Raw genomic sequence first — 12,892 nt, 5'->3', positions numbered from 1 at the left:
GTACTAATCTGCAGATAGTAAAGGCGGGCATTTCCCGCCTTTTTCTTATGTTTGGTGGATACCCAGATACCTGTTTTGCTCCGCCAGAATTCTCAGCAGTTCAGGATGGTCCAGTGGTGGGATGGCAAACACCAAGTTCACCGTATCCCTGTAGCTTTGAACCACAGCGTCAAAGTTTACGCCGCCCTTTCGTTCATGACTTTTTCGAGCTTGTCTGAGAATTCTCGCATTGCTGTAGCGAGATGAAACACGGACTCTTTCATCTTGAAGCTGTCGTCCGTGATTGTCTGAAGGAGTTCTTGATACTTGACCATGTAGCTGACGATTTCTCGATGAGTTTGTACGTGAGCTGTTTCCATTTCCGTTATTGCTTCCACCAGCTTGTTGAATGGGTGCTCTTCTAGTGGCGTGTCGTCTGGACTGTTCAAGTCGATTAAGTTGTCCAGAATCCTGCTCAGCATCTCGCTGACCATCAGTTTGAACTCTGCATCGTTCAGTTCTGTGTTTTGTGATATGTTCGTTGGTGTATTCATGGTTTAAATCCTTATTTTTGAATAGTTTTCTTAGGTCAGCAATAATCTGACCGTCTTTTTCGATGATGAGCACGTTTCGTGTGTCGCCCAGGCGAACAGTAACTTCGTGTTCTTCTTCGATGTGTGCCAGCGCTTCTGCCAGCTGCTCGGGGTCTGAAATGTCTCGCACTTGATAGTAAATCCCCGGCAAATCTACATCGAGACGTTCTGCTCTTCTGAGCTGCTTGCTGCTGAATGCAGCTAAAGCTGGTAACCCATTAGTGAGGTCACGCAAGGCATCTGCTTCTGCAAGATAGCCGTTTTCTTCGAGATGCTTCACAACTGCTTTGTTGTGCTTACCTTTCGTCAGCGGATGCCCAAATTCGAGCTCACAAAGACGGGCGATTTTCTCGTTCTTCAGATACATCATCTGCTGATTGAGCTGATGTCCCGCAGCTGTGCTCTCATTTATGACAAGGTGGTAGTGGGGCGCATCATGCAGCCCATCATGTCGGCGCTTGTTATGCTGTATGAGCAAGTAATCATCACCGATGCCGCCCTGTGGATCCAGCTCATAAAAAACCAGAGCAAGAACAAAATTTAGCTGTTCAGGCGACAAGGCGAACTGTGGGCTGATGACAATGTGCCTGTTACCATACTTTCTGTTGTTCATACGAGCGATAATATCGCCGTCACCCGGTATGCTGTCATTCCCATGTAGAACCGTCACCAAGTCATTATCGTCTTCATTTGTAATGTGAGCCAACAAGCTGCCTGCGCCACCCACTTGCACCCTACTTTGCTTCAGGATCACAGCTTCACAGCCTTTGCTATGTAGTCACGCACAGCTTGGATGTTTTGCTGAATCCGCTGAAAATCTTTCTCAGGCAGATGAGCTGACATCGGGCTCAAATTGTATGCTCGGGTAATCTGATTGACGTTTGAGCCAATTTTTCCGAGTTCTCCAAGCATTGCAGCCAAGGCTTTTCTGTCAGGAAACTTGTGGGCTGCTTCTGGGCCTATCATGGTGAAGCGAGCGTAGTCAGTGAAGGATAGGCCGTGCTCATCTTTTCTTTGACGAATTTCTTCATACTCTTCTTCTGTGACTCTAATCTTTATATCTCTTAGCTTTTTCTTTTCTTCCATAATTTTCTCCAATTAAATTTTTAAAGGGGTTTGCGGGATTTCCCCAACAAGATTCATGAGCACGAAAACCTCTTGGTTTTAGTCGTGAAATGAACGGCTTGCTTAAATACTGCCATTTATGGGATGGCCGTATTTCTTCTTTCTGAGACCTTTAACTATTCTGAAATCTACCCCCACTAAATCACTTGGTAACCGTTGGTTAAAATTAAGTTAAAGGATGAAATTATGGAGACAAAAGTAATGACAAATGTTTTGCATGCGCTTGGGGGATACGACCCTGAAGATTTGGATAAGGAATTCTTCAATCAAGAAGTGCCCGAAAGAAATTGCTGGGATGATGACGAGAAAAATGAAGAACTTTTCGATCTTCCAATTTTTCCTGAAGGTGGTCGTAAATCGCAGTCAGATGATGACATTGATATTCTGATGTTACGACCTGGTCGCAATCAGACTGAAAACATCATGGACGTAAATTCACAGAATACGCCCACTGAAAGCGAGGGAACTTTACGACCATCAGAGAAAAATAACTCATCTGAAAAGAATGACGTGGATGCTGTAGATCAATTTCTGAAAAGTCTGACAGGCGATGACGATGATGACGACTTCGACTATGATGATGAAGATGACGATTTAGACTTTCAGCGCTCTGGTCTCGATGATTGTGATTATTTCGCTGGTGGCCCATTTAAGGGAAACCGATCACTTGAGCTCATCGACCTTTTGGTTCGCATTGCTCTGTCATATGTGGCCAATCATGGGCATGTGGACCAAGAAGACTTCAAGAGACTTTATTATCGCATCGATTTTTTGAAGTTCAGCATGTTCAATGAAGTAACGCCTGATGATCTGTTGGGGTTCAAGTTTTTATCAGGGCTGATTCCTTACGATGAATATGATGAGAGGCTAAAGGATTGGGAAAGACTTGAGGATGAAGCTGAAATCTGACTTCATTATCCGGTGATACTTTCAGTAATTTCTTGTTCTTTCTCTATTAAGCGTTCGCGCAAACGTGCTTGAAAGTAGTTGTAATCACCAAGAGACTGTCTTTCGACTTTTTTCCATTATAAGGTCGTGGCCTTTATCGCGCGGTCCAAAGAAAGTTCTTATCGTCGTTGATGATACCTTTCACCGAAAGTAGGAAGCGGCCGATTGCGGTCGTTTTTGACATGTGTAGCGAATGTCCGCTCCTCCCCATCCATGCGCAAGTTCCACATAAACAATACTTCGTTGTAACTAGCTAACCTCTCATCGGCAGGCTGCGTTCAATGTAACAGCCTCACGGACCCTGGGCTCAGAGCAGATGATGAACATTTTGCGCTCAAATGAAATTACCAAGCGATGGCTTGTTGTGGGGTAATTATTCGCAAGCCATATTCTGACTTTTTAATCAATTACCTTATTATCAATTAAATAAGTAATATATAAAATTATCATTGATAATGTATTATAAATATGTTAAAAGACTTTCATATTTTATATGAAAGGTATTTAAAATGAATAAAATGACTTATGGTGAATGGATCTTGCACGAAGCTTTTGGAGAAAAGGCTAAATTCCATGGCTTCTTTGATAGTGATGCGGAGAAAATTAAAGATAAGTGTTGGGTTTATTTTATGATCTGCCCGAAGGATTTGGGGTGGACAGATTTCGTAACCTTTGATCCCACGAGCCCACCTGAAATTGAGCAAAGATCAATCACTACGCAAGATCAGTATGAGGCATTTACGACAGTATTAACATCAATTTTTGATGGCGATTGCTATCATAATTATCGCAGAGTTGGGCAAGACTTCGATATTGAAATGTCTGAGGAAGAGAGTGCGCTTTGTGAAATTCGTCATTATCTCGACAAAGTTGCTGCGCTGGTGCTCAAGTATGGACCATACGAGAAGGCAATTGCTCGCTCTTTGGATTTACGGCTCGCCTTTATTCATGAACTCATGAATTATCCGAATTTACCTATTCCTAGAGATCAGTCCACTGAATTTAGAAATTGGACTGATCAACAGCCACTGCATCGCTGACAGGGCTCCGTAGGTTTAGCGGAGGAAGGCCGCAGGCCGACAGACTAAGAAAATCAGTCCTGCTACCGGATAGGTAAAAGGTTGTTGGGCTGTTACTGTTTTGAAGATCAGAAGAAGCCGCAAGATGGAACTGCTTGATCAACATTAGGCCTGAGCGGGTTGGTTGAACTGACCCGCTCTCCCTCAGTGTGATCTGTAACTGGCCTTAGGTCTTCTCGACGGGAAAATGTATCAGTAGCAACAAGTTAATCCATCATACCATGTTGTCTAAAGAGTGGTCATCGTTCAGAACAAAGGTGGTCGCGGCAATTCGGACCAGTGCGCCCGTGGCGCCGGCGTCCTTGCACTTCCTGGCTTCATCGGCGGCAACCTTGGTGTCTTCGTCGGTGATGCCGGCGATGATCGGAACGTCCACCGCATCGGCATAAGCGCGAATGGTATTGTCAGACTAAAGGACCTTGAGACGGGCAGGGCGCGTGGTTAGCGTTTTGGTATGACCAAGCGCTCTCCATTTCGATACTTCAAGACGAGCCCAGAGGTGATCCGCTTAGCGGTCATGCTCTATGTGCGGTTCCCTCTGTCACTTCGTAATGTTGAAGATCTCCTGCATGAGCGGGGGATCGATGTTAGCCATGAAACGATCCGTTATTGGTGGAATAAATTCGGTCCGCTGTTTGCTTCTGAAATCAGGAAGCGAAGAGCGGACAGATTAAAAGCCAGTTCGAATTGGCAATGGCACCTGGACGAGGTCTTCGTGAAAGTGAATGGCGTGCGGCACTACATGTGGCGTGCTGTCGATCATGAAGGTGAGGTGCTGGAAAGCTATGTCACAAAGCGCCGAGACCGTAAGGCGGCACTGAAATTTCTTAGGAAATCTCTGCGTAGATACGGAAGCCTGATGGCTCAAGACACGTTGCGACATTTTCCGCTATCTCAGTTTCATGATCTCTTCTCTGAAGGCTTCTGTTGGGGTTCTCCATCCCAGGCACTTTCTGGGCGTCCCGTTCTGAGCCTCCCCCACTGAACCGGTCCACCGCTATGTTTAGGAAACGGAGGACCAGGAATGGCAAACAAACGACCAAAGCCCGAAGAGATCGTTACAAAGTTGCGTCAAGTTGAGGTGTTGATTGGGCAAGGATTGTCCCGTCTTGATGCGATTAGACAAATTGGTGTTGTTGAGCAGACCTATTATCGCTGGCGCAGACAGTATGGCGGTATGGGCGTTGATCAATTGAAAGAGCTCAAACGTCTACAAAAAGAGAATGAACAGCTGAGAAGAGCTGTTTCTGATCTGACGCTCGATAAGCTGATCTTAAGAGAAGCTGCACGGGGAAACTTCTAAGCCCCGCTCGTCGCAGGGCATGTATTGATCATGTTCGCACCCAATTGGATGTTTCAGAGCGCAGAGCCTGTCTTGTGCTTGAACAACATCGGTCCACACAACGTAATCCCCCAAAAGGGCGTGCGGATGAAGAGAGACTTGTTGCGGATATGATTGAGTTTGCCCGACAGTATGGCCGCTATGGCTATCGCAGAGTGGCCTACCTTCTGAGAGAGGTGGGTTGGTCAGTCAGTGATGGTCGCATTGAGAGGCTGTGGCGACGAGAGGGGCTCAAAGTTCCACCTAAGCAACCCAAGAAGGGACGGCTCTGGCTGAATGATGGTTCATGCGTCCGTCTTCGTCCCCAGTACCGCAATCATGTTTGGAGCTATGATTTTGTGCACTGCAGAACGGATGACGGGAGACCGTTTCGAACCTTAAACATTATCGATGAGTACAGTCGGGAATGCTTGACCATCAAAGTTGAGCGGAAACTGAACTCCACGAATGTGATTGATGCCTTAACAGATCTGTTCATCTTGCGTGGGCCACCTGCATACATTCGCTCTGACAATGGGCCTGAGTTCGTTGCTCTAGCGGTCAGAGATTGGATTACGGCTGTCGGCGCAAAAACAGCTTATATCGAACCTGGAAGCCCGTGGGAGAATGGATATTGCGAAAGCTTTAACGGCAGGTTCCGTGATGAGCTTTTGAATGGCGAAGTCTTCTACACGCTACGAGAAGCCCAAATCATCATTGAAAAATGGAGACAGCACTACAACACAAAGAGACCACACAGTGCATTGGGCTATCGCCCGCCCGCTCCTCAAGCCATCATACAAATGGATCAGAGGCCAAATATGCACTAACTATAAACTTGGACCGGTCAAATGAGGCTGCTCAGCCTATGTGACCCAATGTGATCCAATCATCCGCGAAATCGGCGCCGTGAATACGGTCTGTTTCGAGGGTGCAGAAGTTGCGGGCTATAACACAGATTATACAGGTTTTATGGCGGGTTATCAGACGGCCTTTAAGTCGATGCCGACAGGGAAGTCGGCTCTGATCGGATGCGGTGGTGTCGGCCGTGCAATGGCATTCGGTCTGCTGACGTTCAAAGCACCGTCAATCCATCTCTTTGATCAGGACATGGTTAAAGCACAGGCTCTTAAGGCCGATCTAGAGCGTAATTCCGATGAGATAGAGATCATCGTGTTCGATACACCCGAAGAAGCAGCAAAAGATTGTGAAGGTATTTTGAACGCAACCCCCGTTGGGATGGTTGGTTACGGTGGCCGCCCTGTCGACCTTGCCGCCGCGCCAAAGGCACGGTGGGTATTTGATGCGGTCTATACCCCTCTCGAAACAGAATTCCTCCAACAGGCAAAGTCATTAGGCCTGTCCATCATGACAGGTTGGGAGCTGTTCTTCTGGCAGGGGGTGCAGGCGTTTTCGATCTTTACGGGCGCCGCTCTTAACCGGACCCACCTCAGGGACGAATTGACCAAGGCGATGGGGGTCGAGGAATAGGTTCTAAGCTCTAGTGATAGGTGGTAAACCTGATCGGCTGTGGCTGAAATTGCGAACTGCCTAAGTATTGATCAAACGCACGCCTTTAGGTCGTTTTTTGCGCGCTTTGTTCGATCATTCCTCCATCTTAATCGCGATCCATCGACCGCCCGATACCGATATGGTCTGCAAGTCTAATGGCGAACAGACTTTCCATTGTAGTTGTCGAAGCGAATGAGGCGCGGGCGCAGGCTATCCGTCAGGGTTTGGCGGACGCTGGTGATTTTGACGTGGTCATTCTGAACAGTAGCGCGGGACTGTCTCGTTCGATTGCCGAACATCGACCAGATGTCGTTTTGATCGACGTCACGAACCCCTCGCGCGATGCGCTCGAAGAGCTTGCCTTTGCCTCTGGGCCATTGGATCGGCCCGTCGCGATGTTTGTTGACCGCAGCGATGATGGCCTTACGCGCGCAGCGATTGAGGCGGGGCTGAGCGCCTATGTCGTCGACGGTTTGCGTCCTGATCGGCTTAAACCAATCCTTGATGCTGCCATTACGCGGTTTCAGTTGTTCCAACGCATGCGCAAGGAGCTAGAGACCACCAAACGCGCGCTCGAAGAACGCAAGGTTATAGATCGCGCGAAGGGCATCTTGATGAAGGCCCGCAGGCTCAGCGAAGAAGAAGCCTACGCACTCTTGCGCAAGACCGCGATGGATCAGGGTCGAAAAGTGATTGATGTGGCTCAGGCCCTCGTCACAGCAGCGGAGTTGTTGCAGTGAGCGGTGTGAAGGTGAAAGCGGGGTTTATTCCACTGGTCGATAGTGCGCCTCTGATCGTCGCATTTGAATTGGGGTTCGCCGCAAACGAGGGGATTTCCCTTGAACTACAAAAAGCCCCTTCGTGGTCGATGCTGCGCGATATGCTCACGATAGGGCAGATTGATGCGGCGCATATGCTTGCGCCGGTTCCTGTTGCGCAGGCGATGGGGTTCGGGAACGCGGTAAAGCTTGATATTCTGTCCGTTCTGTCGATGAACGGCACGGTGACGGGCGTGTCCACGGCCTTGGCCGAAAAGATGCGCGTCAACGGGTTCGATTTTACCTTTGGTGATCCGATTTTGGCGGGGCGTGCGCTGATTGATGCGAGCGCTGGAAATTTCCGCATCGGTGTCCCATTCCCATTTTCGATGCACGCAGAACTTTTGTATTATTGGCTTTCAGCTTTGGGGTTACCCGCACCGCAAGGCATTCAGATACAGACCGTGCCGCCACCTCTCATGGGGCAAGCAATTGCCGATGGCGAGATCGATGCGTTCTGCGTGGGAGAGCCGTGGGCCTCTATGTCGGTTGAGAACGGGGTAGGGGAATTGCTTCTGCCCGGCTCCGCAATCTGGTCATGGGCACCCGAAAAGGTTCTGGCTGTACGGCACGACTGGGCTGAGACTGAGACGCAGTTGGCGTTGCGACTGGTTCGCGCGGTTTGGAAGGCGGGGAAATGGTTGGACCAACCCGACAATCGTCTCATGGCGTCCGAGATTTTGGCGCGTCCTGCCTATCTCAATATCGCGACAGATGTGATTGACCGCGCGTTGAACGGAGAGCTCATCATCAATCGCAACGGTGACGAGCGGCGGGTGGCGAACTTTGTCTCGTTTTTTGAGCATGATGCCACATTTCCTTGGAAATCGCAGGCGGCATGGATCGGTGCCCAATTGGCACGGCGCATCGGGTTGGATCGCGATGATGCGGTCACCGCGGCGCAAGCTGTCTTTCGGACGGATTTGTATCGCGCGGCCCTCAGGGGCGAATCCGTTTCGCTCTCGCAGCATGATGAAAAGGTCGAGGGGCCGATTCCAGCGTCGAGTGGTGAAAAAGATGGCGTATCAGGGTTCTTTGATCGCCTGAATTTTAATCTCAACAAGTTCTAGTGGTGAAAATACAGGCGCTGCATTGCGGATTTATGCTGCAGCGTAGCATTTTAGCAAACGTAGCATTTCGCCGATAGAAAACTTGAGACATCTTAAACCCAGATCGGCAATGGCGCTGGTCTAACGAAATTCTCCCAAAGTTTTGGGTGATAGAGCAAAGCCGCTCGACCCTCTGCCTTCCTCCTCCCGGCAGAGTGCGTCAGCGGCTTTTTCGTTTTTCCCCATTTGGGGCCACAAAAGGGAACGACAGGGATATGAAAAAACTATCTGCCATTCTGACGGCGACGACCCTCATGACCACTCCGGCGATGGCCGAGATGCTGGCGCTTGAAAAAGATGAACTTACTTTTGGATTTATTAAACTCACCGATATGGCGCCGTTGGCGGTTGCATATGAAAACGGATACTTCTTTGATGAAGGTCTGTTTGTAACGCTCGAGGCGCAAGCAAACTGGAAAGTCCTGCTGGACGGTGTGATTGATGGCACGCTCGATGGGGCGCATATGTTGGCGGGTCAACCGCTGGCCGCCACTATCGGTTACGGGACAGAGGCGCACATCGTGACGCCGTTCTCGATGGACTTGAACGGCAACGGGATAACCGTTTCCAACGAAGTCTGGGAGATGATGCGTCCGAATATCCCGTCGATGGATGACGGTCGCCCGCAGCACCCGATTTCGGCAGAGGCACTGGTTCCGGTCATCGATCAATTCGCAGCTGAGGGCCGTCCGTTTAACATGGGCATGGTGTTTCCAGTGTCCACTCATAACTACGAACTGCGTTACTGGCTGGCTGCAGGCGGTATCAACCCGGGTTACTATTCGCCCGAAGACGTGACAGGCCAAATCGGCGCGGATGTCTATCTGTCCGTGACCCCGCCGCCGCAAATGCCAGCAACGCTCGAAGCAGGCACGATCAACGGCTACTGCGTGGGTGAGCCGTGGAACCAACAAGCCGTGATCAAAGGTATCGGCGTTCCAGTCATCACCGACTATGAGATCTGGAAGAACAACCCAGAGAAAGTATTCGGGATCACCGCGGAATTCGCAGAGCAGAACCCGAACACAACGCTCGCGATCACCAAGGCTCTGATCCGCGCGGCGATCTGGCTTGATGAGAACGAGAACGGCAACCGTGTTGAGGCCGTGAACATTCTGGCAAAGCCTGAGTATGTGGGCGCCGATGCTGACGTGATCGACAATTCGATGACAGGCACCTTTGAATACGAACCGGGTGATGTTCGTGACGTGCCTGATTTCAACGTGTTCTTCCGCTACTATGCGAACTACCCTTACTACTCGGACGCTGTTTGGTATCTGAGCCAAATGCGTCGTTGGGGTCAGATCCCGACCGATCAGCCTGACAGCTGGTACGACGAGGTTGCCCGCTCGGTCTACAAGCCTGAAATCTACTTGGAAGCTGCGCGCCTGCTCGTTGAAGAAGGGCTCGCAGACGAGGCGGACTTCCCGTGGGATAGCGATGGTTACCGCGCTGCGACACCTGCCGAAGATGTCATCGACGGTGTTCCATATGATGGCCGCACGCCAAATGCCTACCTCGACAGCCTGCCGATTGGCCTGAAGTCCGGCCAAACCGTCGTTGGTAATGAAATCCAAGGATAAAAACCTGAGTTTCAGGGCGGTCACGCGCCGCCCTGATCTCTCTTTTTCAAGGAAAAAGCGATGACCACAGTCGATCCCGATTTCGTAAAAACTGCCGAGCGCGAGGCACGCCGCAGCCGTCTGTTTACCCGCATCAATAAGGCCGATACGTGGTTTAAGGTTCTTGGCCTTGCTTGGATTACGCCGATCCTAAAGGCCGCAGCAGGGGATAATCCCCGTGCCCAATTCAAAGAGATTTGGCGCCTTTTGGGTGTGCCGCTCTTGGCGATTGCGTGCTTTATCGTGCTCTGGGGCAGCCTTGCGCCCAAGGTGCAAACCTCGCTTGGCGCTATCCCTGGTCCTTCCGAGGTTTGGGCCAACGTTGTCGATCTGCATGAGGATGCTGTCGAAAAGGCAGCGAAGGAACAGCAGTTTCACGACCGTGTCGAAGAACGCAACGCCCGCCTGATCGAAGCTGGTCGTGGTGATGAGGTCAAAGTGATGACCTACACAGGCGCGCCGTCCTATTACGATCAGATTTGGACCTCTATTCAGACCGTGTTCTTTGGCTTCCTGCTGGCGTCTGTCGTCGCTATCCCGCTCGGGATTGTCGCGGGCCTGTCGCCCATTGCGAACGCGGCCATCAACCCGATCGTTCAGATTTTCAAGCCCGTGTCGCCGCTGGCATGGCTTCCAATTGTGACGATGGTGATCTCTGCTTTGATGCCTGACAACGATGGCCTCTTTGCCAAATCGTTCTTGGTTTCGGCAATCACTGTGACCCTCTGTTCCCTGTGGCCGACTTTGATCAACACCGCGCTCGGTGTGGCGTCGATCGACAAAGACCTGATCTCGGTCTCCAAAGTTCTGAAAATGGGCACTTGGAAGAAAATTACCAAACTGGTGCTGCCCTCTGCGCTGCCGCTGATCTTTACAGGCCTGCGTTTGTCGCTCGGTGTGGGCTGGATGGTTTTGATTGCCGCTGAAATGCTGGCTCAGAACCCGGGCTTGGGCAAATTCGTCTGGGATGAATTCCAGAATGGATCGTCGCAGTCGCTGGCTCGGATCATGGTGGCTGTCTTTACCATCGGGATCATCGGCTTCCTCTTGGATCGCGTGATGTTCACCATTCAGTCGCTCTTCACCTTCTCGTCGAACCGGTGAACGCCATGAGTATTCTTAGCTTCAAAGACGTGTGCAAAGGGTTCGGGCAGGGGGCGTCTCGCACCGAGGTGCTGAAGGACATCACCCTCGACATCGCAGACGGAGAGTTCATCGCGATCCTAGGCTTTTCGGGGACGGGCAAATCGACCTTGATGAACATGATCGCAGGGCTTGAAACCCCAGACAGTGGTAGCCTGACCTTCAAAGGGCAGCCGATTTCGGGGCCAGGCCCAGAGCGCGGCCTCGTGTTCCAGAGCTACAGTCTGATGCCGTGGTTGACCGTCAAAGGGAACATCATGGTCGCAATCGACTCCGTTTACCCGACGCTGAGCAAAGCGGAAAAGGACGAGAAAGCGGATAACTACATCGCGATGGTTGGCCTCTCTCATGCGGCATCGCGCCGCCCTGCAGAGTTGTCGGGAGGGATGCGTCAGCGGGTTTCAGTTGCGCGTGCTCTGGCAATGTCGCCTGAGATGTTGTTGCTCGATGAGCCACTGTCGGCCTTGGACGCACTGACCCGTGCAAACCTAGCGGACGAAATTCTGCAAATCTGGGAACAGGATCAAAAGACTTGTATCCTGATCACAAACGACGTGGATGAAGCCATTCTGCTCGCAGATCGCATCATCCCGCTCAATCCTGATGGAACCTTGGGTGATCCCGTCGTCGTATCAATGCCGCGTCCCCGTGATCGTTCGGCGATGAACTCCGACGAAACGTTCAAGGCTCTACGGGCCAAGGTCACGACCTACCTGATGGATGCGGCCGTGAATTCAAAGGTCGAAGAAACCCGCAATCTGCCGAATGTGACGCCAATCCATTCGATCCCCAAAGCGGTCGCAAAGGCCCAAGAAGGCTTGATCGACAACCGTTTTCTAAAGTTCGAAGGTATTCACAAGATCTACCCAACGCCCAAAGGTCCGCTGACCGTTGTGGAGGACTTCAACCTCAACATCGACCGTGGTGAGTTCATTTCCTTGATCGGTCATTCGGGCTGCGGGAAGTCGACGGTTCTGACGATGGCGGCTGGCCTGAATGGGATTTCCAAGGGCGTCATCAAACTCGACGGTTTCGACGTTCAAGGTGCTGATCCAGAACGCGCCGTTGTGTTCCAATCGCCCAACCTGTTCCCGTGGCTTACGGCCAAGGAAAACGTCTCAATCGGGGTGGATAAGGTCTATCCACGTGCATCGCAGGCAGAACGTCAGGACGTGGTGGAATATTACCTCGAACGTGTTGGTCTCGCGGATGCGATGGACCGTCCTGCGCACTCGATGTCGAACGGGATGAAACAACGGGTCGGTATTGCGCGGGCCTTTGCGCTGTCGCCTAAACTGCTCCTCTTGGATGAACCCTTCGGGATGCTCGACAGCCTTACCCGTTGGGAGCTGCAAGAGGTCCTAATGGAGGTCTGGTCGCGGACCAAAGTGACGGCGATCTGCGTCACCCACGACGTGGACGAAGCCATCCTCCTCGCGGATCGGGTCGTGATGATGACCAATGGACCGCAGGCCACCATCGGCAAAATTACCGAGGTAAAGCTGCCGCGCCCGCGGACGCGCAAGGCTCTCCTCGAACATCCTGATTACTACCACTACCGGCAAGAAGTTCTTGATTTCCTTGAGGAATACGAACACGGCGCCAAGCCCAAGCCGAAAAAAGCCATCGCTGCGGAGTAAAGA

At 51.1% G+C, this 12,892-nt stretch carries 12 protein-coding genes and 1 pseudogene; 10 read left to right on the top strand and 3 right to left on the bottom strand.

The annotated features are described in order from the left end of the window. Positions 1-45 precede the first annotated feature (45 nt). Together AC07ED_RS09590 and AC07ED_RS09585 are read right to left on the bottom strand one after the other, a co-directional pair. Entirely contained in the window at positions 46-1,326 is a 1,281-nt protein-coding gene (locus AC07ED_RS09590) for a hypothetical protein (RefSeq protein WP_158664536.1), read from the bottom strand. Next, positions 1,323-1,658, bottom strand: a complete 336-nt coding sequence (locus AC07ED_RS09585; protein ID WP_105235586.1) for a plasmid mobilization protein — start codon at positions 1,656-1,658, stop codon at positions 1,323-1,325. The genes AC07ED_RS09590 and AC07ED_RS09585 overlap by 4 nt, the downstream gene beginning before the upstream one ends. A gap of 225 nt (positions 1,659-1,883) precedes the next feature. On the opposite strand from AC07ED_RS09585, the gene AC07ED_RS09580 reads away from it, so the two are divergent. Together AC07ED_RS09580 and AC07ED_RS09575 are read left to right on the top strand one after the other, a co-directional pair. Further along, complete coding sequence (locus tag AC07ED_RS09580) at positions 1,884-2,606, top strand: hypothetical protein (RefSeq protein WP_105235585.1); 723 nt, start codon at positions 1,884-1,886, stop codon at positions 2,604-2,606. A gap of 548 nt (positions 2,607-3,154) precedes the next feature. Beyond that, entirely contained in the window at positions 3,155-3,685 is a 531-nt protein-coding gene (locus AC07ED_RS09575) for a hypothetical protein (RefSeq protein WP_105235584.1), read from the top strand. A 253-nt stretch (positions 3,686-3,938) separates the two neighbouring features. Here the strand turns inward: AC07ED_RS09575 and AC07ED_RS09570 are convergent, their stop codons facing one another. Further along, positions 3,939-4,100 (bottom strand): beta/alpha barrel domain-containing protein, encoded by a 162-nt coding sequence (locus AC07ED_RS09570; RefSeq protein ID WP_211096401.1) that lies wholly within the window; start codon positions 4,098-4,100, stop codon positions 3,939-3,941. Positions 4,101-4,178: 78 nt separating this feature from the next. Here AC07ED_RS09570 and AC07ED_RS09565 point away from each other — a divergent pair. From AC07ED_RS09565 to AC07ED_RS09530, 8 genes and pseudogenes are all read left to right on the top strand, one after another. Continuing rightward, positions 4,179-4,610, top strand: a pseudogene (locus tag AC07ED_RS09565) (IS6 family transposase); the annotation flags it as partial. 138 nt (positions 4,611-4,748) lie between these two features. After that, a protein-coding gene (locus AC07ED_RS09560) for an IS3 family transposase (RefSeq protein WP_105235583.1) occupies positions 4,749-5,875 on the top strand; the annotation gives its coding sequence in 2 pieces (ribosomal slippage) (positions 4,749-5,013 and positions 5,013-5,875; 1,128 coding nt in all). A gap of 40 nt (positions 5,876-5,915) precedes the next feature. Then, entirely contained in the window at positions 5,916-6,536 is a 621-nt protein-coding gene (locus tag AC07ED_RS09555; protein ID WP_105235582.1) for a shikimate dehydrogenase family protein, read from the top strand. 176 nt (positions 6,537-6,712) lie between these two features. Further along, a complete protein-coding gene (locus AC07ED_RS09550; RefSeq protein ID WP_105235581.1) occupies positions 6,713-7,297 on the top strand; it encodes an ANTAR domain-containing response regulator in 585 nt (194 codons plus the stop codon). Beyond that, positions 7,294-8,445 (top strand): ABC transporter substrate-binding protein, encoded by a 1,152-nt coding sequence (locus AC07ED_RS09545; RefSeq protein ID WP_105235580.1) that lies wholly within the window; start codon positions 7,294-7,296, stop codon positions 8,443-8,445. Before AC07ED_RS09550 ends, AC07ED_RS09545 begins: the two co-directional genes overlap by 4 nt. Positions 8,446-8,699: 254 nt before the next feature. After that, the gene (locus AC07ED_RS09540) at positions 8,700-10,067 is read left to right on the top strand and encodes a CmpA/NrtA family ABC transporter substrate-binding protein (RefSeq protein WP_105235579.1); all 1,368 of its coding nucleotides are present in this window, start codon (positions 8,700-8,702) and stop codon (positions 10,065-10,067) included. Between the two features lie 60 nt (positions 10,068-10,127). Then, positions 10,128-11,210: an ABC transporter permease gene (locus tag AC07ED_RS09535; protein WP_105235578.1), complete on the top strand. Its 1,083-nt coding sequence runs from the start codon at positions 10,128-10,130 to the stop codon at positions 11,208-11,210. 5 nt (positions 11,211-11,215) lie between these two features. Then, positions 11,216-12,889, top strand: coding sequence for an ABC transporter ATP-binding protein (locus AC07ED_RS09530; protein ID WP_211096400.1), 1,674 nt, complete (start codon positions 11,216-11,218; stop codon positions 12,887-12,889). The last annotated feature ends 3 nt before the right edge of the window (positions 12,890-12,892 follow it).

The organism is Aestuarium zhoushanense, from assembly GCF_056431045.1.
Note: the sequence above shows the minus strand (reverse complement) of the source record. Positions and strands in the feature narration are given on the sequence as shown.